This window comes from Azoarcus sp. PA01 (assembly GCA_001274695.2).
Classification (GTDB): domain Bacteria; phylum Pseudomonadota; class Gammaproteobacteria; order Burkholderiales; family Rhodocyclaceae; genus Aromatoleum.
The window spans coordinates 440,053-467,017 of the sequence record LARU01000002.1; the positions used below are offsets into that span (position 1 = coordinate 440,053).

General features: G+C 64.1%; 21 protein-coding genes, 1 tRNA gene and 1 pseudogene. 10 read left to right on the forward strand and 13 right to left on the reverse strand.

Annotated features, from left to right (window positions below; all coding sequences use genetic code 11):
- Positions 1-18: 18 nt before the first annotated feature.
- Positions 19-897, reverse strand: a complete 879-nt coding sequence (gene dapA / locus PA01_03050; protein ID KON80744.1) for a 4-hydroxy-tetrahydrodipicolinate synthase — start codon at positions 895-897, stop codon at positions 19-21.
- Between the two features lie 93 nt (positions 898-990).
- The gene (locus tag PA01_03055; protein KON80745.1) at positions 991-1,917 is read right to left on the reverse strand and encodes a histone deacetylase family protein; all 927 of its coding nucleotides are present in this window, start codon (positions 1,915-1,917) and stop codon (positions 991-993) included.
- Between PA01_03055 and PA01_18520 the strand changes: the two genes are divergently transcribed.
- Both PA01_18520 and mltB read left to right on the forward strand, forming a co-directional pair.
- A complete protein-coding gene (locus PA01_18520; protein KAI5913022.1) occupies positions 1,898-2,218 on the forward strand; it encodes a hypothetical protein in 321 nt (106 codons plus the stop codon). The genes PA01_03055 and PA01_18520 overlap by 20 nt on opposite strands.
- 43 nt (positions 2,219-2,261) lie before the next feature.
- Positions 2,262-3,275: a lytic murein transglycosylase B gene (mltB, locus tag PA01_03060; GenBank protein KON80746.1), complete on the forward strand. Its 1,014-nt coding sequence runs from the start codon at positions 2,262-2,264 to the stop codon at positions 3,273-3,275.
- A gap of 21 nt (positions 3,276-3,296) precedes the next feature.
- Here the strand turns inward: mltB and rpoS are convergent, their stop codons facing one another.
- From rpoS to PA01_03110, 9 genes and pseudogenes are all read right to left on the reverse strand, one after another.
- Positions 3,297-4,232, reverse strand: a complete 936-nt coding sequence (gene rpoS / locus PA01_03065) for an RNA polymerase sigma factor RpoS (protein ID KON80747.1) — start codon at positions 4,230-4,232, stop codon at positions 3,297-3,299.
- A 10-nt stretch (positions 4,233-4,242) separates the two neighbouring features.
- A pseudogene (locus PA01_03070) lies at positions 4,243-5,132 on the reverse strand (peptidoglycan DD-metalloendopeptidase family protein).
- Positions 5,129-5,785: a protein-L-isoaspartate(D-aspartate) O-methyltransferase gene (locus PA01_03075; GenBank protein ID KON82270.2), complete on the reverse strand. Its 657-nt coding sequence runs from the start codon at positions 5,783-5,785 to the stop codon at positions 5,129-5,131. The pseudogene PA01_03070 and the gene PA01_03075 overlap by 4 nt, the downstream one beginning before the upstream one ends.
- Positions 5,782-6,525: a 5'/3'-nucleotidase SurE gene (gene surE, locus PA01_03080; protein KON80748.1), complete on the reverse strand. Its 744-nt coding sequence runs from the start codon at positions 6,523-6,525 to the stop codon at positions 5,782-5,784. The genes PA01_03075 and surE overlap by 4 nt, the downstream gene beginning before the upstream one ends.
- 173 nt (positions 6,526-6,698) lie before the next feature.
- A complete protein-coding gene (locus tag PA01_03085; protein KON80749.1) occupies positions 6,699-7,856 on the reverse strand; it encodes a GGDEF domain-containing protein in 1,158 nt (385 codons plus the stop codon).
- A 293-nt stretch (positions 7,857-8,149) separates the two neighbouring features.
- A complete protein-coding gene (locus tag PA01_03090; GenBank protein KON82271.1) occupies positions 8,150-8,947 on the reverse strand; it encodes a protein-glutamate O-methyltransferase CheR in 798 nt (265 codons plus the stop codon).
- A gap of 37 nt (positions 8,948-8,984) precedes the next feature.
- Positions 8,985-12,602, reverse strand: a complete 3,618-nt coding sequence (locus tag PA01_03095; protein ID KON80750.1) for a response regulator — start codon at positions 12,600-12,602, stop codon at positions 8,985-8,987.
- A gap of 25 nt (positions 12,603-12,627) precedes the next feature.
- Positions 12,628-14,544: an EAL domain-containing protein gene (locus PA01_03100; GenBank protein KON80751.1), complete on the reverse strand. Its 1,917-nt coding sequence runs from the start codon at positions 14,542-14,544 to the stop codon at positions 12,628-12,630.
- An 815-nt stretch (positions 14,545-15,359) separates the two neighbouring features.
- Positions 15,360-16,442 carry an IS630 family transposase gene (locus tag PA01_03110; protein KON80753.1) on the reverse strand — a complete coding sequence of 361 codons (1,083 nt, stop codon included), beginning with the start codon at positions 16,440-16,442 and terminating at the stop codon, positions 15,360-15,362.
- 52 nt (positions 16,443-16,494) lie between these two features.
- Here PA01_03110 and PA01_03115 point away from each other — a divergent pair, with 52 nt between their 5' ends.
- From PA01_03115 to PA01_03140, 6 genes are all read left to right on the forward strand, one after another.
- Positions 16,495-17,775, forward strand: a complete 1,281-nt coding sequence (locus tag PA01_03115) for a tyrosine-type recombinase/integrase (GenBank protein KON82272.2) — start codon at positions 16,495-16,497, stop codon at positions 17,773-17,775.
- A gap of 185 nt (positions 17,776-17,960) precedes the next feature.
- Entirely contained in the window at positions 17,961-18,209 is a 249-nt protein-coding gene (locus tag PA01_03120) for an AlpA family transcriptional regulator (protein KON80754.1), read from the forward strand.
- Positions 18,210-18,211: 2 nt separating this feature from the next.
- Positions 18,212-18,685 (forward strand): hypothetical protein, encoded by a 474-nt coding sequence (locus PA01_03125; protein ID KON80755.1) that lies wholly within the window; start codon positions 18,212-18,214, stop codon positions 18,683-18,685.
- 195 nt (positions 18,686-18,880) lie between these two features.
- On the forward strand, positions 18,881-19,870 hold the full coding sequence (locus PA01_03130; GenBank protein KON80756.1) for a hypothetical protein: 990 nt from the start codon (positions 18,881-18,883) through the stop codon (positions 19,868-19,870).
- Complete coding sequence (locus PA01_03135; GenBank protein KON80757.1) at positions 19,867-21,612, forward strand: ATP-binding protein; 1,746 nt, start codon at positions 19,867-19,869, stop codon at positions 21,610-21,612. Before PA01_03130 ends, PA01_03135 begins: the two co-directional genes overlap by 4 nt.
- Positions 21,613-22,275: 663 nt before the next feature.
- Positions 22,276-22,878 (forward strand): hypothetical protein, encoded by a 603-nt coding sequence (locus PA01_03140; protein KON80758.1) that lies wholly within the window; start codon positions 22,276-22,278, stop codon positions 22,876-22,878.
- Between the two features lie 1,311 nt (positions 22,879-24,189).
- Here PA01_03140 and PA01_03150 read toward each other — a convergent pair.
- A tRNA-Thr gene (locus PA01_03150) sits at positions 24,190-24,265 on the reverse strand.
- A 128-nt stretch (positions 24,266-24,393) separates the two neighbouring features.
- Positions 24,394-25,293 (reverse strand): LysR family transcriptional regulator, encoded by a 900-nt coding sequence (locus tag PA01_03155; protein KON80759.1) that lies wholly within the window; start codon positions 25,291-25,293, stop codon positions 24,394-24,396.
- A 167-nt stretch (positions 25,294-25,460) separates the two neighbouring features.
- Between PA01_03155 and PA01_03160 the strand changes: the two genes are divergently transcribed.
- Positions 25,461-26,174 (forward strand): haloacid dehalogenase type II, encoded by a 714-nt coding sequence (locus PA01_03160; protein ID KON82273.2) that lies wholly within the window; start codon positions 25,461-25,463, stop codon positions 26,172-26,174.
- A gap of 10 nt (positions 26,175-26,184) precedes the next feature.
- The gene (locus tag PA01_03165) at positions 26,185-26,961 is read left to right on the forward strand and encodes a sulfite exporter TauE/SafE family protein (protein KON80760.1); all 777 of its coding nucleotides are present in this window, start codon (positions 26,185-26,187) and stop codon (positions 26,959-26,961) included.
- Positions 26,962-26,965 lie beyond the last annotated feature (4 nt).

The following is a 26,965-nucleotide window of genomic DNA, read 5'->3' on the forward strand; positions in this document are numbered from 1 at the left end:
TCCGAAAGTCCTGAAGATTCAAACGTTCACGCCGGCACGACGCATCGCGAGCAGCACGCGCTCCTGCGAGCCGGACGACAGCGGGGTCAGCGGAAGGCGCAGGCCCGACTCGATCAGGCCCATGCGGGCAACCGCCCACTTGACCGGAATCGGGTTGGCTTCGCAGAAGAGATCGCGATGCAGGCCGACGAGGCGCGCGTTGATCTCGCGCGCCTTCAGCGCATCTCCCGCGAGGGCCGCGGCGCACATCTCGTGCATTGCGCGCGGCGCGACGTTCGCGGTGACCGAAATCGTGCCGTGACCGCCGAGAAGGATGAAAGCGGCCGCCGTCATGTCGTCGCCGGTGTAGAGGGCGAAATCCTTGGGCGCGCGCTCGATCAGGTCGCAGGCGCGGTCGATGCTGCCTGTCGCGTCCTTGATGCCGATGATGTTCGGGATCTCTGCGAGGCGCAGCGTCGTGTCGTTCGACAGATCGGCGACGGTGCGCCCCGGCACGTTATAAAGGATCAGCGGCAGTTCGACCGCTTCGGCAATCGAACGGAAGTGCCGGTAAAGGCCTTCCTGGGTCGGCCGGTTGTAATACGGGACGACCGAAAGCTGCGCGACCGCCCCCGCCTCCTGTGCAAAACGGGCCAGTTCGATGGCTTCGGCTGTCGAGTTGGCGCCGGCGCCGGCGATCACCGGGATGCGTCCGTCGGCATGCTCGACCGTCGTGCGGATGAGTTCGCAGTGCTCCTCGACGTTGACCGTCGGCGATTCCCCGGTAGTGCCGACGACCACGATCCCGTCGGTGCCTTCGGCCACGTGGAAGTCGATCAAATTGCGCAGTCGGGGGTAGTCCAGGCTGCCATCCTCATGCATCGGCGTGACGATGGCGACAATCGATCCGGTAATCATGGAAGTGGCCGAAAGATTAAAAACGCTGATTCTACCCGATCGACGGCAGACGACCACCCTGGCGCGGGCATGGAGCGCCGCGCATGCGCCCCATCAGAGATCGGCCAGCGCCTTGATATGCGCAACCACCGAACGGGCGAGCGAAGACAGCGCGTATCCCCCTTCGAGGACCGAAACGATGTTCTTGTGTCCGCAGTCCGCCGCAAGCGCCTTGACCTGCTGCGTCGCCCAGACATAGTCGGACTCGACCAGACCGAGCGATCCCATGTCGTCTTCGTAATGCCCGTCGAAACCCGCGGAGATGAAGATCATCTGCGGGTTGTGGTTCCTCAGCGCGGGGATCCACAGGTCGCTGACGATCTGGCGGAAAGTGTCCCCGCGCGCACCGGCGGGGACCGGCACGTTGACCATGTGTGTCGCGGTGCAGTCCGCGCCGCTGTACGGATAGAACGGATGCTGGAAAATGCTCGCCATCATCACCCGGGGATCGTCACGGAAAATGTCCTCGGTACCGTTACCGTGGTGAACGTCGAAATCGACGATCGCCACGCGCTCCAGGCCATGCGCTTCGAGCGCGTGGCGCGCCGCGATCGCGACATTGTTGAGGAAGCAAAATCCCATCGCCCGCGCGCGTTCCGCATGATGCCCGGGCGGGCGCACCGCGCAGAACGCGTTCTCGATCTCGCCCTTCAGCACCAGATCCGTCGCCAGCACGCCCGCTCCGGCCGAACGCAACGCGGCTTTCATGGTCTCGGGATTCATCGCGGTATCGGGATCGAGGTGGCGGATGCCATGCTCGGGCACGCTGTTCATCAGCTCTTCGAGGTACGCGGCCGGGTGGGCGCGAGTGATCTGCTCGGGCGTCGCCTGGGGCGCGTCGTAGAATGAGAGATAGAGGTCGAGGCCGGCTGCGATCAGGCGGTCATTGATCGCCGCAAGCCGGTCGGAGCATTCCGGGTGGAACGTCCCCATATCGTGCAGCCAGCATTCCCGGTGCGTAATGAACGCCGTCGTCGTCATATCCCTCCCCTCACTCATTGCAGGCGATATCACCCCGGCCGGGCTTTCGAGCCGTTTCGTCGCCTGCGTCGGGCGCAGCCTGATGATCTTTGTCGTCTATTATCACCGCTTCCCGGTCAATTTCACAGTGCGCCGCCCCATGCTTCACGGCCCCGCCGCCCTCTGCCGGGCGAAGCTATCGCGGCCGTTCCCGTCCTCGGGCGGCCCCGCGACTTTACACCGGCAACTCAAGCGGTTCCGCCCTGCGTGCGCGCAGCGCATATTGTCGACCCGCTGGTTTTTCTGGCCCGGACAGGGGTGACCATGGATTTCCGCTACCCAGACACCGAGACACCGAGACACAAATGAAACAACGCTTCGTCACCCCGCTCCTCGCGCTCACTCTCCTTTCGGGCACCGCGCTCGCCGATGCGTCGTACGTCCAGCGCGAGGAGGTCAGGACGTTCGTCCGCGCAATGGAGGAAAAACACGGCTTCGACGGCGGGGAACTGCTCGCGGCGCTCGACCGCGCCCGCCACGACCCTGACGTCATCCGGCTGATCAGTCCGTCGGGCTCGCCCGGCGTCCGCTCGTGGCGACGCTACCGCGCCCGCTTTCTCGATTCGTCCCGCATCGATGGCGGCGTCGCGTTCTGGCGGGAGCATGCGGCGACTTTGCAGGCGGCGCACGAACGTTACGGGGTGCCTCCGGAAATCGTCGTCGCGATCATCGGTGTCGAAACCCACTACGGCCGCAATACGGGAAATTTCGAGACGTTGTCGGCGCTGACAACGCTGGCGTTCGACTATCCGCCACGGGCGCCGCTGTTCCTGCGCGAGCTCGAAAACCTGTTCCTGCTGGCACGCGAGCAGCAACGCGACCTTTTCAGCTACTACGGCTCGTATGCCGGGGCGATCGGCTACCCGCAGTTCCTGCCCAGCAGCATCCGCAGCTACGGCGTCGATTTCGATCGCAGCGGCGGCATCGACTTCGATCTGGAACCGACCGACGCGATCGGCAGCGTCGCGCGCTACCTCGCCGAACACGGCTGGGTGCGGGGTGAACCGGTAGCGGAGCCGGCGCGCGTCACGCCCGAAAGCGACTTGCAGGCGCTGATCGACGCAGGCATCAAGCCCGCGCTCACGCCGGAACAACTGGCCCAAGCCGGCGTGACGGGCCTCGATGGCACGTTACGCGCGACACCCGCGACCCTCGTCGACCTGGCGACGCCCGACACTGGAACCGAATACTGGCTCGGCTACCAGAACTTCTACACGATTACGCGCTACAACAAGAGCAGCTTCTACGCGATGGCCGTGTTCGAGCTGTCGCAGGCCTTGCGTGCCCAGCAAACGGCTGAAACCGCCCACGCCCCGTGAACGAACGCCGGCGGGACGGGCCTACAGCAGTTCGTCCCGCGAAATGCCGCGCCGTTTGACGGTCCTTCGCAACTGGCCCAGCGCCTCGAGCTGGATCTGGCGCACCCGCTCGCGCGTCAGGCACAGCCGCGACGCGAGTTCCTCGAGCGTCATGACCTCGCATTCGTCGAGCCCGTATCGATGCCGGATCACGAGGCGCTGCTTTTCATTCAACATCCCGATCCATTCCTGGATCAGCCGCTCGACCTCCGCATCCTGGATGTGGGTGTCGGGAGGCTCGGCCTGATCGTCGGCGAGCGATTCGCCGATCGAAAGAGTCGGGTCGATCTCGAGCGGCGCGTCGAGCGACGCGGTGTGCTCGCTCAGGGCGAGGATCGCGCGCACCTCCTCGACCGACTTGTCGAGACGATGAGCGACCTGCTCGAGCGTGAATTCGCCGTTGCCCGACGCTTCGAGGTTGCGCTGCGCGCGCAATACCTGATTCAGCTCCTTGACCACGTGCACGGGCAGGCGGATCGTGCGCGACTGGTTCATGATCGCCCGCTCGATGTTCTGACGAATCCACCAAGTTGCGTAGGTCGAGAAGCGGAAGCCGCGCTCGGGGTCGAATTTCTCGAGCGCATGCATCAGGCCGAGATTTCCCTCCTCGACCAGATCGAGCAGCGGGATGCCGCGATTGAGGTAATGTTTCGCGATGTTGACGACCAGGCGCAAATTGCGCTCGATCATGATCTGGCGAGCGGAAAAATCGCCGGTACGCACTCTTCGCGCAAGCGCAGCCTCTTCGGCTGCCGTCAGCAGCGGATTCGCCCCGATCTCGTTCAGGTAGATCTGGGTGACGTCGCTGAGAAACTCGTTCTCGAATGCGGGCGCGACCCGCTCGACGAACACCTCCACCTCGGGGGGCAGATCCGGCTCCTGACTATCCATATCGTCACGACTCACCGGATCGTACATAGCCTCCTCGTTAGCGTGCAGGCAGATATTTCATCGGATCGACCGGACGTCCCTGCTTGCGAATCTCGAAGTGCAGCTTCGGGCGATCCGCATCGGTACTTCCGAGCTCTGCGATTCTCTGACCCTTGGTAACCGACTCCCCTTCCTTGACCAGCAGCTGCTGGTTGTGCGCGTAGGCCGTGAGATAGTTCGCGTCGTGCTTGATGATGACCAGTTTTCCATAGCCGCGCAAGCCGCTGCCCGAATAGACTACCTTGCCTCCCGCCGAAGCAATCACCGGATCACCCGGCTTGCCGGCGATATCGAGCCCCTTGTTGGCGGCTTCGTCGAACGTGCCGATGACCTGGCCACTTACCGGCCATAGCCATACGGGATCGGCCGCCACCGTCCTGTCCGCTTCCGGGGCGGCTGGCGGCACGACCGGAGGCAGGGTCGAGCGAGGCTGCACCGAAGCCCACGCTTCGTCGCTATAAGGCTGCTTTCCACCTTTCGGCTCCTGCTTGACCACGACGCCGTTGCCGTTGCTCCCCGGCTTCACCGGCTGCACGTCCACGGGGTCGCCGATCGGGATCGACTGCGCCACCGCATCGGCCGGGGGCCGACGAGCAATTCGCGGCCCACATGTATTTGATTCGGATCCGTCAAATTGTTCCAGACGATCAGATCCTTTGCTGTCACCCCATACAGCCGCGCGATTCCCATCAAGGTGTCGCCCGGCCGGACCACATGAACGGGCTGCTTCGCACCGTTGGTGGGGGCCTCCGAGGGAGCCTGGGTCGCGGGAGGAGGCGTCGTGTCGCGGACAGGAGCCGGGCCTGTCGCTGCGCATGCCGACAGCAGCGCAGCGAGAAGCACGGGGCCGAAAAACTTCGACGAAGCGGATTTTACTGAATCGATCATTCCGTACCAGTGAGCAAGGGGACGAAGCGCACTGCTTCGAACCGGCTTTCCCTGAAAATATTGCCGTGCCGCTCGGTCATCACGAGACGCTGGTCGGCGGTCCCGAGCGGGATCATCAGCCGCCCGCCCGGAGCGAGTTGCTCCTTCAGCGAGCCCGGAATGCCGGCCGCAGCGGCAGCCACGATAATGGTGTCAAAAGGAGCAGCTTCGGGCAATCCCAGATTGCCGTCGGCGTATTTGAGGCGAACGTTCGGCAGTCGCAACGGCCGCAGGTTTTCGCGTGCCCGGTCGAGAAGGGGGCGAATGCGCTCGACCGCATACACTTCGGTGGCCACGAGGGACAGTACCGCGGCCTGGTAGCCGCAGCCGGCGCCGACTTCGAGCGTCCGTCCCAGTTCGCGGCCGGCACGCAGGATCTCGATCATGCGCGCGACCACCAGCGGCTGCGAAATCGTCTGCTGGTATCCGATCGGCAGCGCCGTGTCGTCGTAGGCGCTGAAGGCGAGTCCTTCATCGACAAACGCGTGGCGGGGGATCTGCATCATCGCCGCGAGCACTTTCTCATCGGCAATCCCCTGCGCCCGGAGCCGCTCGACCATGCGCGCACGGGCGCGGCTCGAAGCCTGCCCGGGGTCCGGGGAGCGCATGTTCATCTATTGACCCATTCTGCGACGCTGGAAATGAGGCCGTTGTGGGTAAGGTCGATCTGTAACGGGGTGACGGAAACGAAGCCTTCAGCCACCGCCTGGAAGTCGGTCCCCTCACCCGCGTCCGCAGCCTGCCCGGCCGCGCCCACCCAATAGACGGTCTCGTTGCGCGGAGTCGTGCTGCGGATCACCGGTTCGGCCTTGTGGCGCTTGCCCAGTCTCGTGACGCGGATGCCGCGCAGCTCTTCATAGGGGCGGTCCGGGACATTCACGTTCAGCAATACCGGGTGCCGGAAAGGGACGCGTGTGAATCGGGCGGCGAGATCGCGCGCGACCCGCGCAGCCGCCGAAAAATCGGTCGCCGCCTTGCTCACGAGCGATACCGCAATCGCCGGCACTCCGAGCAGGAATCCTTCCGTCGCAGCCGCGACCGTGCCCGAATAAATCGTGTCGTCGCCCATGTTCGCGCCGTGATTGACCCCCGACACGACCATGTCCGGGAGGTGATCGAGCATGCCGGTGACCGCCAGGTGCACACAGTCGGTCGGCGTGCCGTTGACGAAATGGAAACCGTTAGCGGCCTGCCGCAGTGACAACGGGCGATCGAGTGTCAATGAATTGCTTGCGCCGCTCCGGTCACGCTCCGGCGCCACCACCGTGACCTTCCCGACTTCCTGCAGCGCCTCAGCGAGGGCGGCGATCCCCGGAGCAAAATAACCGTCGTCGTTACTCACCAAAATGCGCATGATTCTTCCGTTCGGAATGGCACGAGCGCTCCCACCGTGCCCGGTGTACGCAAGAGAAGCGGGGAATGTTAGCACAGCGCCCGGCGCCCTCCGCACCGCATCGGCACACGCTGCTGAAGCGGCGCTGCGGGCACCCCTCGTGCGATCGCCCCCGCGCGCGGGCGGCCTCCGTTCTAACAGGAGCCGAAGCAGACCTGGTCGCGCCCGTTGTGCTTGGCGTGATACATCCGCTGGTCGGCTTTCTCGACCAACGCTTTCCAGTCGCCCGTACCTTCAGTGCGGCGCTCGGCCAAGCCGATGCTGGCAGTCACCGGAGTGCCGTCCGGGGCGGTACCGAGACCGAGCCTGCACAGGCGATCGATCGCCGTTCGCGCTTTTGCCAGATCGGTGTTCGGCATGATGACGACGAATTCTTCGCCGCCCCAGCGCACCAGGATGTCGACGCGGCGCAGCGCGGCGGTGATGTGCGTCGCGAGCGTGATCAGGACCTTGTCGCCCGCTTCATGGCCGAAGCGATCGTTGATGCTTTTGAAGTGATCGACGTCGATGAAGGCGACCGTGAGCGGCGCCTGGTTGCGATTGGCGATACCCAGTTGCAGTTCGAGCATTTCTTCGCCGCTGCCGCGCGAAAAAGCGCCGGTCAGGGGATCCCGCACCGACTGGCGCACCAGTGCCGTCATGAACGCGAGCTGGCTCATCCCGGCAATCATCGACACGCCGGTGATCAGCACCAGCAACCAGAACGAGCCGGCAAAAGATGGCCAGTTGAGCGTCGACCAGCTCAGATAGCCGGCGAGGGCTTGGGCGAGCAGGATCGGGCTCGAAATCAGCACGTTCTCGATCAGCGTCAGCGGAAAAACCGACAGGCCCGCGAGCAGCACGAAGGGCAGGAAAGCGTAGCCGGCGCCGATCGCCGCTGAAAGCTCGGACAGCTGGTACGTCCCGAGCAGGGTGTGCGAACCGACATAGAACGCTGTCGGAATTGCAAACAGGACCGCAATCGCGCGGTAGGCATCGAACAGGTGACCCGACGGCCGGTACCAGATCAGCAGGGTCGCGAACGCCGCGCTGGCAACAAGCCGCATCAGCGCGAGGGCGACCCACAGTGACGGCGGAAAGACGACGAAGTCGATCACGCTCCACAGCGGCGTGAGCACGGCGAACAGAAACGCGAACATTCGCACGCGATTGACGATCATCGTCGCCCGGCGCCGCATCAGAAGCGGCATGTGCCGGTTCGGAAGGAAGAGGTAGCCGAGTTCCGACTTATCCAGCTCTCCCGGCAGCGGGCCGGCGAGTCTGTGCCACAGCATGTCGGCCAGATATGACATTCCTGCTCTTTCCCTTCAGAACGTTGGTGCGCTGATTGATGACCGGGCGCCAGTCTAGCAGCCAGCTTTGGCCGTTTTCAGCGCCGATCTGCGGGAAAACGAGACGTTTTTCTCGGCTCGATGCCGATTTCGCAGGGATTGACGAAGTCATAACGCCGGCGGGGCGTGGCCCATCGGGCACGTCGTCCGACGGATCCGTTCTGGCGACGCGCCCTATCGAAGATCAGGGCTGAAGGGACCGCTTCGCCTCTCGCCGTTGCCGCCCCGCCGTTGGAGCCGGGCGCACCGGACGCTCAGTCGTAACGCTTCCTGTAGATGCGCGTGGGACCGTCCAGCTCGGCGAAGCGGGCTTCGATGCTCGTCCGTTCGAGCACCTCCTTGAGCCCGAGACAGAGAAATCCCCCGGGCGGGAGACTGTCGTCGAACAGGCGCAGGCAGCGTTCCTTGAGCGGCGGCTTGAAATAGATCATGACGTTGCGGCACAGGATCATGTTCATTTCGCCGAATTCGCCGTCGGTCGCGAGGTTGTGCGGCGCGAAGACGATATTTTTTCGCAACGCCGGGGACAGGAGCGCATGCTCGTAGCGCGCCGTGTAGTAATCCGCGAAAGACGCGGCGCCGCCGCTCAACTGGTAGTTGCGGGTGAACAGCTGCATGCTGGCGACCGACAGGATGCCTTCCTGCGCACGCTCGAGGATCGCCTCGTTGATGTCGGTCGCGTAGATCCGGTAGCGCCCCGCCATCCCCTCCTCGTTGAGCAGGATCGCCATCGAGTAGGCTTCCTCGCCGGTGGCGCAGCCTGCGTGCCAGATCTTGACGAACGGATAGGTCCGGAGGAAGGGAACGACTTTCGTGCGCACCATCCTGAAGAAGGCGGGGTCGCGGAACATCTCGGTGACGTTGATCGTGATGCCGCGCAGCAGCGAGTCGAAGACGCGGCGATCGCGCAGCACCCGTGACTGGGCCAGCGAAAACGTCTCGAACCCGGATTCGGCGAGCCAGTGCACGAGGCGGCGCCGAATCGAGGCTTCGGCATAGTCGCGGAAGTCGTAGCCGTACACCTGCTCGATTCCCTCGAGCAGCAGGCGCATTTCCACCTCTTGCAGATCCGGTTGCGCGGGGCCCCACTCAGACACGCTGGTACATCCACACCCGAATCAGCGAAAACAGCTTGTCGACATCTATCGGCTTGGCGATGTAGTCGCTCGCTCCGGCCTCGAGGCACTTCTCGTAATCGCCCTTCATCGCCTTCGCGGTCATCGCGATCACCGGGAGCTGGCTGAAGCGCGGATTGCGGCGGATTTCGCGCATCGCGGCATAGCCGTCGGTTTCCGGCATCATGATGTCCATGAGCACGATCGACACGTCCGGATGCTCTTCGAGGCGAGCCAGCGCCTTGCGCCCGTTGTCCGCCTCGATCACGACCATGTCCTTTTCGGCGAGCACGCTCGACAGCGAGAACAGGTTGCGCATGTCGTCATCGACCAGCAGGACCTTTCTGCCTTCGAGCATCGCCTCCTTGTCGAGTGCCGCGCGGATCATGCGCCGCTTGTTGACGGGCAGCCGCGTTTCGACCTGGTGCAGGAACAGGGTCACTTCGTTGATCAGGCGCTCGGGACTCTTCGCGCCCTTGATGACAATGCTTTCAGCATAGCGCCGCAGCCGGCGCTCGTCATCCTCGCTCAGCTCGCGGCCGGAGTGGATGACGACCGGAACGCGCTCGCCGCGTTCCATTGCCTGCATGTGATCGAGCAGGTCGAAACCGGACATCTCCGGCAGTCCCAGGTCGAGGACGACGCAATCGAAGGTTTCGGAGGCCAGCAGATCGACCGCTTCGCGGCCCGAAGCGGCCACCGAGATCTCGACGTCCTTGTCGTCGAGCAGCGCGACGATGCTGTATGCCTCGTTCTGGTCGTCCTCGACGACGAGGAGCCGCTTGACCGACTTCGTCATCGAGCGTTCGATCGCCGCGAGGACGTCGTTCAGCTGGTCGCTGTTGACGGGCTTTGTCGCGAAGCCGATCGCCGCCATACTCAAAGCTTTTTGCCGCTCCTCGAGACAGGTGAGGAAATGCACCGGGATGTGGCGGGTGCGCGGATTGTCCTTCAGGCTGCGCATCACGTTCCAGCCGTCGATGCCGGGCAGCATCACGTCGAGGATGATCGCGCTCGGCAGCTCCCGCTCCGCGAGTTCGAGTCCCTTCTCCCCGCTCTCGGCGACGAGGACGGAGAACCCGCGCTCCCGGATCGTTTCCTGCAGGATCTTCGCGAACTCGTGGTCATCCTCGACGACCAGGATGCTCCGGTCGCCGGCGTTCGAGTGACAGGGTTCTTCGGCTTTTGCGGAACGGACCGACAGTGCGGGCTCGGTCGCGACCACCGGCGGCTGCGGGAGCAGCGCGGCGGGCGGACGGCGCCGCTCCCGTGCCTTGTCGCTTTCGACGCCGAGCGGCAGGTACAGGACGAACACGCTGCCTTCGCCTTCGCGGCTGCTCAAGCGGATATCGCCCTGCATCCTGCGCGCGAGCTCGAGCGAAATCGAAAGGCCCAGCCCGGTGCCGCCGTATTTGCGGCTGATCGAACCGTCGGCTTGGCGGAAGGCATCGAAAATCCCTTGCTGCTTGTCGGCCGGAATACCGATGCCGGTATCGCTGACTGCGAACGCGATCGCGGGCACCGGCAGGGGATTCGCGCTCCCGCCAGGGCAAGTCACGCATAGCCTGACTTCGCCGTGCTCGGTGAATTTCAGTGCGTTGGAAACGAGGTTCTTCAATATCTGATGAACGCGCTGCGAATCGCCGTGGAACGTTCGGGGAACATTCGCCTCCACTTCCACGCTGAATGCGATCCGCTTCTGCTCGGCCTGCGACTGGAACAGGGTGCGCATCGACGCGGACAGGTCCTCGACGGCGATATCGGCGAAGTCGAATTCGATCCGCCCTGCTTCGATCTTCGACAGATCGAGAATATCGTTGATGAGGTCGAGCAGATCAGTGCCGGCCGAGTGGATCGTCGAGGCGAACTCGATCTGCTTTTCGCTCAGGTTGCCGTCCTTGTTCTGCATCAGCAGGCTGGACAGAATCATCAGGCTGTTGAGCGGCGTACGCAGCTCGTGCGACATGTTCGCGAGAAATTGCGACTTGTACGCACTGACGCGCTCGAGTTCCTGCGCCTTCAAGCGGAGGTCCTCGGCGGCGAGCTTGATCTCCCGGTTCTTCGCCCGGATGTTTTCGCGCTGCGTCTCGAGCATCTGGGCGCGTTCTTCGAGCTCCTCGTTGCTTTGCTGCAGTTCCTCCTGCTGCACGCGCAGTTCTTCGGCCTGCTGCTGGGTCTCTTCGAGAAGCTCGGCCATCCGCTGGCGCGACAGACTGACGCTCAGGCCGATCGCGATGGTTTCCTGTGCCAGGCTCAGGAACTCGAGCTGGATATCCGTCATTTCGGCAAACGTGCCGATCTCGAGCGCGCCGATCAGCCGGGTCCCGTGCAGCAAAGGCAGCGCGAGGACGACTTTCGGCACGGATTCGCCGAGCGCCGAGGCGATCGGCAGATAGTCGGCCGGCACGTTCGCGAGGCAGATCGGCTTGCGCTCCCGGGCGGCCTGCCCGATCAGCCCTTCGCCGAGACGGAAGCGGTCGCCGAGGTTCTTGCGCCGCGTGAAAGCATAGCTCGCCGCGAGGCTCAGTTCCTCCGCGCGCTCGTCGAGCAGGTACAGCGCGCCGACTCCCGCTTTCAGGTATTCGACGAGGTACGCGAGCACCTTGTCGGCGATCTCCGACGTTGCCGGCTCTCCGCGCATCACCGAGTTGAGCTCGTTCAGCCCGCTCTTGAGCCAGTCCGCGTCCCGCGCCTGCGCGCGCGCCTGGCGCAACGACGAAGTCATGTTGCGGAAGGAGTGGTCAAGCTCGTTCTGGACGGTGCTCAATTGCACCGCGGCCTTGAGCAGGACGCCGGTTTGGTCGTGCGGCAGAGCCTCCGGATCGATCTTGAGCGGCTTCGACTCTGCGATCTCCTGGCTCAGGTCACCCGCGCCGATCGCCTCGACGACACGCGCCTTGTCCGAACTGCTTTCGATCACCCGCTTGACTTCGTCCGCCGCGCGTCGCAGCGAGCGGTTGACGCTGCGCGTGACGGCGAAGGTCAAGAGTGCCCCGGCCGCCAGGATCAGCACCAGCGTGCCGACGAGCAGGCGCCCGGCGGACACGGCCTCGTTCCCGGCAGCCTGCTGCTGAGCTGCCGCGCGGTCCCCCGAGAAATTCGCGACGACTCTCATGCGATCGAGCAGGGCATTGATGAGGAGGTCCGAACGCTCGCCGTGCAAGGCGATCGCTTCGGCGCGGCGGCCGCTCTTGACGAGCGCGATCGTCTCGTTGCGCACCGCCTTCCAGTCGTCCCGCGCCTGCTGGATCCGGTCCAGGTGGACGGGGCTGCCACCGTAACGCTCCCGCACCAGCGCGAACCGCGCGTCGTTGTCCTTGCGCCGCACCTCGAGCTGCTGCTCGAGGCGCTCGACTTCGGCGGCGTCGGCGTAGTGCACGAGAGTGTTCATGACCTGCTGGGCGACAAGCGCCTCAGTTTCCGCTTCGCGAATCGCGATCGCCACGGTAAACGGTTGCCGGTACATGCTCGCGGTCATGTCGGCGAGGCCCTGGATGCTGCGCAGGCTCATGACCCCCAGCAGCAGGGTCGCCACCAGCATCAGGGAAAACCCGGCGACCAGGCGCGTCGTGATACTCGTTCGTCTTAACATTGCTCGATGCTCTCTGTGCTGGAGCTTACTTTCCGACCACGCTCAGCTGGGTGTCGCGGCTGCCCGCCATGGCCCGCCAGCGTCCATTGCCCTGCATGCGTTTCGCGCTACCGCCGGGAAACTTCTTCGTCAGCTCGCTCGCCGACAGCGGTTTGCTGTAGAGATACCCCTGGTATTCGTCGCACCCCAGCCTGCGCAACGCGCCGAGCTGCGCTTCGTTTTCGACCCCTTCGGCGATGACGTTGAGTCCGATCGCGTGAGCCATCTGGACGATCGCGGTGACGATGGCATGGGTGTCGCGGTCGTGCGGCAGATCGCGCACGAACGATTGGTCGATCTTGAGGATGTGGATCGGAAGCGCCTTGAGGATCGCGAGCGACGAGTAGCCGGTGCCGAAGTCATCGACCGCGATCGATACGCCGGTCGCGCCGATCTGCGCGAGCACGCTCGCCGCGTGGTCCACGTCGCGCATCAGCAAGGTTTCGGTGATCTCGAGCTCGATATGCGCCGGAGACAGCTCGTGCTCGTCGAGCAGGCGCGCGAGCGTGTCGGGCAGCGCCGAATAGATCTGCGGCTCGGCGACATTCACAGCGATTCGCACGGTGTCCCTGAGCCATCCCGCGTCCTGCCACTGCCGCGCCTGGCGGCATGCTGCGCGCAGCGCCCATTCGCCCAACGGCACGAGCATGCCGACCTCTTCGGCGAGCCCCAGGAACTGTTCGGCGGAAAGGAAGCCGTGTTGCGGATGGTGCCAGCGCAGCAATGCTTCCAGCCCGGCGATCGTCCCGTCGGCGACGTTGACTTTCGGCTGGTAGTGCAACTCGAATTCGTCGTTCTCCAGCGCCTGCTGCAATTCGTGCTCGTGCCGGATCCGTTCCAGGAGCCGACGGTTGAGCTCCTCGCGATAGAACTCGTGGCCGTTACGCCCCCTTTGTTTCGCTTCGTACATCGCCAGGTCGGCATTCTTCATCAGCCCACCCGCACTCGTCCCGTCATCCGGGTAAAGGCTGATCCCGACACTCGCCGACACTTTCACCGTGCTGGCACCGAGTTCGAACGGATGCGCCAGCGCGGCGCAGATCTTGATCGCCACTTGCGCGGCGTCGTCCCTGTCGTGCAGGTTTTCGAGCAAAACGATGAACTCGTCCCCGCCGAACCGGGCCAGTGTGTCAGCCTCCCGCACCGCACCACGCAGGCGCGCAGCGACCTGTTTCAGCAGCTCGTCCCCCTTGTCGTGCCCGAGCGAATCATTGACGTGCTTGAAGCGATCGAGGTCCAGAAACAGCAACGCGAGGCGGTCCTTCTGGCGACCGGCGACCGCGATCGCGTGGGCGAGACGGTCGTTGAGCGAGCGACGGTTGAAAAAACCCGTCAGCGTGTCCCGAAGCGCGAGTTCGCGGGCAAGTTTTTCCGCCCCGCGCCGCTCTGCAACTTCCGCCTGCAGGGCCGCGTTGGCCCGCTCCAGATCCTCCAGGCGCTGTACCTGCAGCTCGCGATTGAGATCCGCGAGCAAGGCCGCCTTGCGCTCCAGTTCCCGCCGTTGCCGGCACAGCTCGACGAACACCCCCACTTTTGCCTGCAGCACCTGCGGGACGAGCGGGGTGAAGAGGTAATCGGCGGCGCCGGCCTCGTAACCCCTGATCCGGTCGAGTTCATCGGAGCGGTGAGCAGTCAGGAAGATGATCGGTATTGCCGCCGAACGGGGCCGGCTGTGAATCAGCCGGGCAGTCTCGAATCCGTCGAGTCCGGGCATGTTCACGTCGAGCAGGATCGTCGCGAATTCATACTCGAGAAGCAGCCGCAGCGCGTCCTCGCCCGAGCGCGCAGTCATGATCGTGAAACGCAGGTGCTCGGCCGCCGCTTCAAGCAGCGCGGCGACGGCTTTCAGACTGGCGTCATCGTCATTGACAACAAGCACCAGCGGGTTGTCTTCGGGATCCATAGGGGGTGCCCGGTACGAATTGCGGTTTTAGTGGGATGCCTCAAGGCACAAAATTGCGAACTATAGGGCCATCAAAGGGCATCAGCCAGAGCGCGCAGCTGCTCGTGCGAGCGCATTGCCCGAAGCGGCAGGCGGAATTCGACGTTGCGATCACCATGGTTTCAGCGCGCCCTCCAGCGATGAAAACGGCTTTTCACCTGAGGGTTGTTCGATTTCGGGAGCGGTGAAACGGACCCGATTGCGGTCCCGAGCATCCTTCCCGGCATGCGATTCTCCGCGACGTTTTGATACAAAATCGTCGCATCCACCGGCGGCGCGAGCAGAGCCGCGCAACGGCCACCCGCCGACAAGCAAAAGGCCAACCCTTCAGGAGTTGGCCTTTTGCTTGAATCTATGGTGCTGCTGACCGGAATCGAACTGGTGACCTACTGATTACGAATCAGATTTCTTGCGCTATCCCTGAACACTCCCGAACCTCACCGAACAAGCATGCGACCAGAAAACAGTCTATATAACATACATTTACTGTTATCATTTGTTCGTTGCCGTTCACGATTTTTCGGGAATATCCGCCGCGAAACGGCAACCGAACGGCAACCAAACACGAAAACGGTAACCGACGGGGGCAGCGATGAGCACGGGGAAGACCGAAAAGAAGCGCACGGTGGGGAAAGTTCCAGTCAAGACGCTTGAGGCACTGAAGCCGGGTAAGTGGCTTTCCGACGGCCCCGCAGGGGATACGCGCGCGGGCGGCGTGCTTCTCTTTCGGCGCACGGCGAGCGGCGCGGTGATGGCCTACTTTCGCTGCACGCTTCCTAGTGTGCTGAGTTAGAAATTCGCATACAAAATCGTTCAAGGCTGGCGAGGATGTCGTCAGTTGATTTGGTCCATGCGAAGGGTTTGGGATCATCGTTGTAGCGAGCAAGGTAGTCGCGGATGGCCTGCTCGAGTTGGCGGGTGGAACGGTGGGTGCCGCGACGAATCTGTTTTTCGGTGAGCTCGGCAAACCAGCGTTCGACCTGGTTGATCCAGGAGGCCGAGGTCGGGGTGAAATGGACGTGGAAACGCGGATGACGGGCAAACCAACTCCTGACCTTTGGCGTCTTGTGCGTGCCGTAGTTGTCCATCACCAGATGGATGTCCAGACCGGCTGGGACGTTGGCTTCGATGGTGCGCAGAAAGGCCAGAAACTCGCGGCTGCGGTGGCGTCGGTGCAGTTCCCCGATGACTTCTCCGGTGGCGACATCGAGCGCCGCAAACAAAGTCGTTGTGCCGTGGCGCATATAGTCATGCGTTCGCCGTTCGGGAAGTCCCGGCGCCAGCGGCAGGATCGGCTGGGTGCGGTCGAGCGCCTGGATCTGGCTCTTCTCATCGACGCACAACACCATCGCCTTGACCGGGGGATCCAGATACAACCCGACGATGTCGCGGACCTTGTCGACGAACAGCGGATCGGTCGAGAGCTTGAATGTTTCCTGCCGGTGCGGTTGCAGGCCGAAGGCGCGCCAGATGCGGCTGACCGCCGTCTGCGACATCCCCATCTCGCGCGCCATGCTGCGCGTACTCCAATGGGTGGCATTCTTCGGCACCGTTTCGAGCGTCTTGGCAATCACCGCATCGACACGGGTATCGTCGATCGTACGCGGCGCCCCCGAGCGCGGGGCATCGAGCAGGCCATCGAGCCGATTCGCGTCAAAGCGGTTGCGCCATTTCGATACCATCTGCTGCGACACCGACAAGCGTTGCGCGACAACCTTGCTGTCGACACCCGTCGCACACTCGAGAACGATCCGCGAGCGCAATGCGAGCGCCTGCGCGGTCTTACGCCGACGCGTCCAGGCTTCAAGCTGCTCGCGCTCGCTCTCGTTCAGCACGATCTCCACCTTCGGTCTGCCCATCGCTGCCTCCTGTCGCCAATCGTACGGCATGAGAGACCAGCGGATGAGCTAGTTGTTCAACAAATTTTTAACTCAGGACACTAGTGGAAAGCGCGACACGATTAAGGTTGGCGAGTATGTCAACGGCGGAGGCGACAACGCCCTTACTGCGCTGAGAAGCAAGGCGCGCAAGGTGTCCGAGGAGTATATCGCCGGCAGTCGTGATGTCCGGCGACACCGCACGGAGGAGCAGGAAAAGCGGGAAGCCGCCGAGCGCGCGGAGAAAGAGGCCCGAGAAGCCGCCAAGCGGGAAGCCGAGCACCGACAGCGTTATACCCTTCGCGCGCTGTGCGATGCCTACACGGGCCATCTGGATCGCATCGGCAAGGGCAAGAGCGCCGCCGCGACCCGTTCCGCTTTCAAGTGCCATGTTTTCACGCATCAAGCGATTGCCGCCGCCCCTGCCCGCGAAGTGACCGCGCATCAAGTCGCCGCGCTGGTGCGCAAGGTCCGCGAGGCCGGGAAGGAGCGCGCCGCCGGCATCCTGCGCAGCTACCTATCTGCCGCCTTCAATGCCGCCAAGCGTGCGCCCTTCGATTCCGCGACGCCTGCCGATCTCATCGCCTTCAACGTCGAGCACAATCCCGTCGACAACATCCCGGCAATTGCCGTGCAGCGTGGCGACCGCACCCTATCCGCCGACGAACTGCGCGCCTACATCAAAGCCCTTGGCGATGAACTGCCCGACCAAGCCCTACGGCTGGCGCTTCTGGCAGGGGGGCAACGCATGGCGCAACTGCTGCGCGCCAAGGTGAGCGACTACGACGCCGACACCGCAACGCTTCGTCTGTGGGACGGCAAAGGCAAGCGACAGAGCGCACGCGAGCATCTGCTGCCGCTGGCACCGAAAGCCGCTGCACTCGCTGCTGGTCTGGTGGTCCGGGCCAAAGAGCGCGAACAGAAGCGAGCCAAGGCTGCCGGCGAGGAACCCGGCGACGTGGGCGGTATGTGGCTGTTCTCGACGCACGGCAAGGTGGCGATGACCTTCACGACCCCCGGCAAGCGCGCCGCCGGAATCAGCACCGCCATGAAGGGCGAACCCTTCGACCTGCGCGACATCCGCCGCACCTGCGAAACGATGCTCGCCGGCATGGGCATATCACGCGACACCCGCGCGCAACTGCTTTCGCATGGCATCAGCGGAGTGCAGGCCGCACACTATGACCGGCACGCCTACACCGACGAGAAGCGCGCCGCACTGGTGGCATGGGAGGACCGGCTTACCGCCATTGAAAAGGGGCTAGCGCCGAAAGGCAACGTGCGGCAGTTGCGCCGGCGGAAGGCGGTCGCCTAAATTGTTACTAAATGTAAAAAACACAACTCCAGAGTGATCCCTTGGTGAAGAACAATACACGCTGGTAAATCACAGTAACCGAAGGAATAGAATCTAAGTCATTGATTATTAGTCTGTTATCTGCTGAAAGAATTTCTGGGCTGTTGTAGCTTCCGGTTGTGACTGTTAACGAACCGGAGGTAGCAATGAACAATCAGCACGGGCAGGCGTGGGCGCTTCTCACGCAAATGGGGGTGGCACCGGACGTCATCATCCGGGAGCGAGAGCGGCGGGCTATTACAAAGGTCTGCCGCACGGCGTGGTGGGAATGGGAAAAGCAGGGGGTCGTACCTAAACGCGTGCAACTTGGTGCCCGCTCGGTCGGGTGGCGACTCTCGGAGTTGCAGGCGTGGATTCGCGGTGAGTGGCGCGCCACATCGGGCGCGGAGGGCTGACCATGTCCAACCTCTTCCACCGCTCCGAAAGCGACGACCCCGAGCGTCGGGCGCGCGTCCTCCGGGAAGCCGCGCTGGTCATGGCGGACCTGAAAGACCTCGACACAGCGGCGGCACGTTCCGGTGTATCTGCCGATCAACTCATCGCATTGGCGTCGTCTGAGGAAGGCGCACGCGCTATCGCTGCCGAGACCGACCGCCTTCGTGATAACGGCGAACTCATCAAGGCACGCGCGCTTCCGCTGCTCGAAAAGCTCTTGGACCGCGCCGACGAGAAGCTCGAAGCCGGCGAAGTGTCCGCATCCGCCATTCCGAAGCTGATTGATACGACTTTCAAGGTCACGGGTTTGGTCGAAGAGCGCGCCGCCCGCCTGCGCCTTCAAGCCGAGGAGGACGCACCGAAAGTGATGGTCCATATCCTCCATCCCGGCGATGCGGACCCCCGCCCGCGAAGGCAGGCCAGCATCAGCTCGTGATCGACTTGCGCGGCAAAGATCGGCCGAAGGTGATCGACGTCACGCCGACCGAGGAAGGGGGCAACGATGGCGCTTGATCTTCGCAGCACCGTTGCGCCGAGCGCGTCGCTTTACGCGGTTACATTCCTCCCGGGAGCCTTTGCCACTATCCCGAGCACCGAGCACGGGGGGCTTACAGCGTGGAGGGCTATCGAGATGGTCGCTCCCGAGGACGGCCCGCGCATCATCGAGGACAAGGCGAACGGCCCGTATTTCGTGCTGTGCCCGCTCAAGGCTGCCCCTTTCGTCGGTAAGACGGCCGAACGGTTCCCGGGGCAGTCCGGCAAGCAGCGCAGCGCCTCGCACGTGACCGAATCGGGCGCATTTGCTATCGACTGTGACGGGCTCACGCTGGCGCAATGGGAACGCGTCCGGGCACGGTTGAAAGCGGCCGGCATTCTGTTCGCCGCGTACTCGACGCACTCGCATGGAAAAGCCCCCGACGAGGTACGCGTGCGCGTCCTGCTGTTCCTGGATCGCCCGCTTAACCCGGCGCAATGGGCGGACGTGTGGCACGTGCTGAACGCCATGTACTTCGACGGACTCGCAGACCCGGCAACGGCGAAGCTGTCGCAACAGGCGGGCGTATGGATGGCGCACCCTGACCGGGAGGGACAGGCGTTCCGCATCGCCAAGCGCGGCGCGCTGCTCTGCGCCGATGCGCTGCTCGCCCTCGTGCCCCCGAAGCCCGTACGGCGGAAGTTCAATGCGCCTGCCGTGCCGGTAGGCGACCAGATTGCACGCTATGCCGATGCGCTAGCACAGACGGGCGCCGAAACCTATTCGGACTGGATTACGGGGCAAGGCGCGCTCAAGGGCGCGGTGATGCTCGGGCACCTCTCGGACGAGGATGGCGCCGCGCTGTGGTGGAACTTCACCGATTCGGCGAGTCCGGAGGCGCAGGAGGGCAACAACGACAGCCGCTACGACCCCGAAACCATGTGGGCACGTTGGACGCCTTCGGCGGCCCCCCCTGACGCCCTCGTGGGCAAGCTGTTCGGGCAGGCTAAGAACCGCGCGCTCGACCTCGTTCGCAGCGAGACGGCGCAGGGGGGCGAACTGTCGGCCTCCGGGCTGTCGGCGGCGCGCTACCTTGCGACCTACCACCCGCGCGCGTTCGACGAACTGCGGAGGGTGACGGCATGAACTCGAATGCGATCAGAGAACGCGCCGCCGAACTGCGGGCGCAGCGCGAGGCGGCGAAGGCGGGCGGCGCATCCCGCCCGAACGCGGGGGCACTCGCACCTATCATTAAATTGCCGACCGTCGCCGAACCGCAGGAAGGCACGAAGGCAGCGAGCACCGCGCGGGGGCAGCTCGACCAGATCGCGCAACAGGTGCAACCGGCAGATGCAGCCGCGCGGGCCGCACAGGCGACGCAGGCGCTCGCGGGGGAATTTGACCCGTTCGAGGACCAGAACGGCCGGTTCTACGTAATGTTGCGCGGCGGCAGGCGGCCGGAAGCGGTGCCGTTGGAGTCCGAGCAAGTTGCAGACGCAATCCGGGAAACCGCACGGCGTAATTCCAAACCCATGATGGGAAAGGACGCGATTGAGACGGTGCGAAGCATCCTTCGCACATCGGCGCGCGCGCTGTCGCGACGGACGGTGTATCAACGCATCGGCATGGACGGCGGCGATTACCTGCTCGACCTTGGCGACGCTGACGGGCACGTGGTTCGCGTGAATGCGGCCGGCGTGACCGTGGAGACCAGCAACACGATCCCGTTCCGACGCGGACGGGGATATGGCGCGCTGCCCATGCCGACGATCCCTACCAGCGCGGCGCAGGCGTGGGAGTTCGTAGCACCGATGGTGGAGAACGTGCCCGAGGCGGACAAGTTGCCCGTGGTCGCGGCCGCGGTGGAATACCTCCGCGCCGATAGCCCGCACCCCATTCTTGAGTTTGTCGGCCCGGAAGGTTCAGGCAAGACGGCCGTAGCACTCGCGGTCAAGACGGCGATTGATCCCTTCGACGGACAGGCGCCGAGCGCCGGGCAAGACGAGCGCGACATTGTGGCCGCGGTGCAAGGAAGTCACGTCGTCCTCTTCGACAACGTATCCCGCACGGGGGCGGGTGTGGAAGACCTCCTGTGCCGCGTTGCGATGGGGGGCGCGGTCACGCAGCGCGCGTATTACACGAACGCCGACAGCCTGACGCTGCAAATTCACGCTGCGCAAATCCGCACCGCTCTTGTGCCCTCGCTTCGCCAGTCCGATACGCTCGACCGCGCATTGATTGTGCCGATCAAGAAACCCCGGGCATATCGCCCCGAGGCCGAAGTGCGCGCCGAGTACGCGGCCAAGTTGCCCGAAGTGCTCGGCGGGCTGCTGTTCTTCCTGCACGTCGCAATGCGTGACCGCGCCACGGTCGCCGCGCAGCGCGCATGGAAGCATCGCATGGTCGCGTGGAACCAGACCGGCGAGGCCATCGCGCAGGCGCTCGGACACCCGCCCGGTTACTTCGTCGAGATGATGGCCGGCAAGCGGCAACGCGCGGCCGCCGACTACATCGAAGGCGACACCTTCGCGCGTGCGTTGGTCAAGACGTTGAACACGTGGGCGGCCGAAGCGAAACCCGCCGAGAAGCTGCCGAGCTATCGGCAGTGGCAGAAGGTGCCCGGATGGTGCGCCGTGCGGATGAAAGACCGCGTGCTCGTCACGGCGACCGCCCAAACCATCTGCGCAGGGATCACTAGGCACTGCGACGACTGGACGAGCCGGGGGGCAGGATCGACGCTGCCGAGCACGGCACGCGCGACGACGGGGGCGCTGCAACGTGTACAAGGGGTGCTCGGACGGGCCGGGATCGAGGCAGCCTTGCAGTCGATCAGCGGCGCGAAAAATTCCGCGTGGGTGTTCCTCCTGCCGCCCACGGACGGCGAGTAAGCACGTGCGCCGTCTGGATTGCTCGATTTTGCCGGGTGTGCCGGGTGTCGGAAACGCAACACCCGGCAGGCTGAAACCCGCGCCGTTACTGGGATTGAGGCACGGTGCCGGGTGTGCCGGGTGTTGCTCTTATCTTTCTTCAGAAAAAGGAAAAGGAAGAGAGAGGGAGGAAGAGAGAAGAGTAGTAATAGAACTTCGGCCCTCAACACCCGGCACCCCCGGCAAACGTGCTGAAACCCGCGCCGTTACTGGGATTTGGGTGCCGGGTGTTGGGATTTTCAACACCCGGCATACACCCGGCACCCCCGGCACTTTTCATAAGGACCGCACCCGATGAACCCGTATCGCCTCGCGCACGACCTCGCCCGCGTTACAACGTGGTGGGCGTCCGTACCGGACACCGAGCGCCGCGCGACCTATCGCGCCCACGAACTCACCCGCGCCGCGGGCGTACCTCGTCATGCCCTACCCCACGTGCTCGACCTGCTCGGCTGGCACCGCGCCCGCCGATGGAGCCGCATCAACAACCGCCGCGCACTGCACGTGCTCTATGCACCGCCAGGGCACCGCGTACCCCGCCCCCCGAGAGGGCGCCCCCCGCTAGACGTGCTCGCGCTATTCGCCCTGCACGTAACCGACTGACCCACTATGGAAGCTGATACCATGAACGCCACCACCCCGAACGCCTACACGATCACGCTGAACCTCGCGCACGGCGAGGAATCGACGCGCGCCTATACCCTCCACCCCGCGGACCCGATGTATCCCGTGATGCTCTGTTTTTGGGCGTCGCTGGCGACGCAGGAGGGCGTGAAGGTCGAAGCGCGGCACCCGGACGGCTGCGAGATGCCCCCGGGTTACGTGCCGATGTTTCTTCTGGACGCTGCCAACGCGGCAAACCGTGCCGTCCCGGCCTGCGTTCCGGGCTTGATGCGCCATTACGGACCGCCGGTTAATGCCGCCGGTGCCCGCGCCTTCCATTTCGACTACCGCGCTCTCGATGATTGGAACGCCGTGATTCACAAAGTGCTCGACGCCTTGCCGGAAGAACAGGCGAACGCGATCCGCGCCGCGTGGATCAAGGGCGCGGCCGAAACCTTCGAGCAGCACGCCGACAAGATTCGCGCGGCCATCGAGCACAACACCGTGCACGAACTGCTGAACGTGCCGGAACTCGGCGGTGCGCTCCGCGTGGCCTACTCCGTCCTGCCGGAAGCCGAGGCTATGGGACTCGTGATGCACTCGTGCGGGGTTGAAGAGGCTTAGTAACAGAAAGCAGGAGACACGGTATAGCCCCTTAGCTTCCGTAGAGTTTTCGCACGATGAACGAATATAGCTGACCGCCGCGGGGCTGTTCGTCTTCTCACCGTATTTTCGGGAGCACTTGGTTAGTACAGGGCCCGGCATGCGGTTCGAATTTGTGACACCGCGTAAGCGCTTGCTGTCCCCTTCGCGTACTTCTTAAGGCAGTCGTCCGGAGTCAGCGAATTGAAGAGCTGCCAGCGCCTTGTGTCGGGCCCCGAACCTTTCTTTGCCCTGACGCAGGAGTGCAGAGACGCGCACTCCTGCGTCTGCTTTCTCGCCACTACGTCGTTCATCGTACCGGGGTGGTGGTCGATTATGCATTCATAGTATTCCTTGGGGTAGTAGCAAGGGTTCTCCGAACGCCATTTAAGCGCCTGGTACAAGCGTTCTTTTTCTTCTGTCCAAGCGGCGCAGGCACCCGACAAAAACGAGACAAGTAGAAGCGGCACAAACGCGAGCCGTAACACGCAACCTCCCATCAGCATACGTAGAATGATAATGGTGTATGCGATTTGCACGCTGTTAAATCTGTTACACCCGAAGGTTTTCAGGGGGTCTTGCTGTGAGAGCACTACGTAGTGACGTGCCCACCCCGGGTAGGGGTCGTGTCCCACCCCCGGGGGTACCCCCGCATCGATCACGAGCCGTGGCCGGCCGCGTCGACGTGCTTACGAGTAAGCTAGTCTGTTGATTCGTCACAGTTCTTGACTGAACACGGCACGTTTCCCACAATGCCGCTCGCTTACCCGACGCGGATAAGCTGCGCTGCGGAGGTGCGCCAACACCCCCGCCCGCCTCACCACAACCGACTATCACGGAGCCGATCATGGATACCCACAATCTTACTCTCACCTCGCATGCCGCTGCGCGCTTCGTAACGGCCCTACAGCGGGCGGACGCTACCGACCTACACCAAGCCCTTACCGGCAAGCGGATGACCGTCCTAGAGCGCGCAATGATGCGCAAGGCGCATGCGATGCTGCACGGCGACGTAGAAGCCGCCGACCGCTGGATGGTGGAGTGCGTCGGATTGATGGGGGGACGAGAGCCTGACCGGCCGGGAACGGGCACTGGCCGAACTCGTGGATGCAGTCGCCGAGACGGTCTGAACGGGACGAGGTGACGACAGAGAGCCGGGGCGACCCGGCTTTTTCGTTTGTGGAGGGATGGTCGCACCGGGGATAGTCGGCGCCGAACGGCAACCAAACGGCAACCAAAAACCCGGAAAGCAAAACGCCAACCCCGAAGGATTGGCGTAAGTGCTTGAATCTATGGTGCTGCTGACCGGAATCGAACTGGTGACCTACTGATTACGAATCAGTTGCTCTACCGACTGAGCTACAGCAGCAAGGCGGCGAAATATACATCAGGTCGGCGCAGGGTTCAACTGTCGCGTGTGCATCAAAGGAGTCGTCCTCGTTCGCGGCAAAACGCGCTTCGACGAGCCGACTGCGTTCCCGTCACCGCCGATGCCGGTCAGTCCTGGCGCCAGTAGTCCGGGCGGCCATAGTGATTTTTCAGATGATCGATGAACAGCCGCACGCGCAGCGCGAGATGCTTGCGCTGCGGAAAGACGGCGTAGATGCCCGTCGTCGGCGCGGCGAAGGTGTCCAGCACGGACACCAGACGCCCGGCGCGCAAGTCCGCGTCGACCTCCCACAGCGAGCGCCACGCGAGCCCGTGCCCGGCGAGCGCCCACTCGTGCAGCACTGCGCCGTCGTTGCATTCGAACCGGCCGCCGACTTTGAGCGTGACCGTCTCGCCGTCCTCGTCGCGGAACAGCCACCCCCGCTGCTGGCCGAGCGACAGGCACTTGTGGCCGGAGAGATCCTGCGGCGCCGCCGGCGCGCCGAAGCGCGCAAGATAGGCGGGGCTCGCGACGACGACGCGCCGGTTCTCGGCGAGCCGGATCGACACCAGGCTCGAATCGGGAAGTTCGCCGATGCGGATCGCGCAGTCGATGCCTTCGTTGACGAGATCGACGACGCGGTCGCTCAGATCCAGCATGCATGACACGTCCGGGTTCATTTCGAGGAAATCGCTCATCAGCGGTGCGACGTGGACGCGGCCGAAGCCGGCCGGCGCCGACACCCGGATATGTCCGCTGGCCTTGACGCCGCCGAGGCTGACCGACGCTTCGGCATTCGCCAGATCGTGCAGGATGCGCTGGCAATCCTCGAGGAATGCCGCACCTTCGAAAGTCAGTCCGATGCTGCGCGTCGTGCGCGTCAGCAGCTTGACTCCGAGGCGCTCTTCCAGCGCGTCCAGACGCCGTCCGATGATGGCCGGTGTGACGCCCTCGGCTCGCGCCGCAGCCGAGAGGCTGCCGCGGCTCGCGACGCTGACAAAACTCTCGACCTGTTTGAATGTGTCCATTTTGTACTGAAAGTAACAAATAAATTGACTGATGCACGTCTTCTATCGCGTGCATGATACCAATACACTCCTCCTCAACCTCGCGGTGGAGAACCCACCGCCCGACAATCGAGATGCCTTCGTCCGACAGGGTTGCCGGTCGCAAAGGCGCACGCACCGGAATTCCGATGACGATGAAACACACAGGCCAGATCCGCGCGATCGCTTTCGACGCCTACGGCACGCTCTTCGACGTCTATTCCGTCGGCGCGCTCGCCGAGCAGCTTTTTCCCGGCCACGGCGAAGCGCTGACCGTGCTGTGGCGGCTGAAGCAGATCGAATACTCGTTGCTGCGCACGCTGTCGGACCGCTACAAGCCGTTCCTCGAAGTGACGGACGATGCGCTGCGTTTTGCGGCGAGCCGGCTCGGCCTCGACCTGAACGATGCCCGGCATCGCCAGTTGATGAACCAGTACGCGTGCCTGTCGCCGTTCCCCGAAAACCTCGGCGCGCTGAAGACTCTGCGCGAGCTCGGCGTGCCGCTCGCGGTGCTGTCGAACGGCACGCCGCGGATGCTCGACGTCGCGATCAAGAGCGCAGGCATGCACGGGCTGTTCGATCACGTGCTGTCGGTCGACACGGTGCGCCAGTACAAGACCGCCGATGCCGCGTACCAGCTCGGGCCCGACGCTTTCGGCTGCGCGGCACGCGACATCCTGTTCGTCTCGTCGAACGGCTGGGACGCGGCCGGGGCGACCTGGTTCGGCTACACGACTTTCTGGATCAACCGCTCGGGGCAGCCTCTCGAAGCCCTCGACGTGACGCCATCGGTGATCGGCCAGCGGCTCACCGACGTGGTCGATTTCGTCCGCCCGCGCCTTGTCGGCGCCCCCCGCGCATGAGCCTTCACTGATGACCCCCACCGAACTCCTCGTCATCGGTACCGCCGCGGCGATGGCCGGCGCGATGAACGCGGTCGCCGGCGGCGGGACGTTCTTCTCGTTCCCGGCGTTGCTCGCGATCGGCGTGCCGCCGGTGATCGCCAACGCGAGCAACGCGGTCGCGCTGTGGCCGGCGAGCCTGTCGAGCGCCTACGCGTATCGCAGCGAACTCGCACGCTTCGGCAAAGGCCTGCCGGCGCTCACGGCCGTCGCGTTTGTCGGCGGCATCGCTGGCGGGCTGCTGCTGCTGTCGACGCGCGACGACACGTTCTCGATGCTGATCCCGTGGCTGCTGCTGATCGCGACGGTGATGTTCGCCGGCAGCGGGCGGATTTCCGCGCTGCTCGCACGGCTGCGCGGGGAGGCCGCGAGGGGCCCCTCGCACGCGACGCCGGGCGGCCTGCTGTTCCAGTTCGGGGTGTCGATCTACGGCGGGTTCTTCGGCGCCGGCATGGGCATCGTGATGATCGCGGCGCTGGCGATCCAGGGCCATCGCGACATCCACGACATCAATGCGCTGAAGAACTGGCTGTCGGCAGTGATCTACAGCGTTGCCGTGGTGACTTTCGTCATCGCCGGCGCAGTGAGCTGGCCTCACACGCTCGTCATGCTGGCGACCGCCGCGGTGGGCGGTTACTGGGGTGCCGTCGGCGCCCGCAAGGTTCCTGCCGCATGGTTGCGGCGCTTCATCATCACGGTCGGCACTTCCCTGACCATCTACTATTTTTACACGACGTACCTGCAATAAAGGC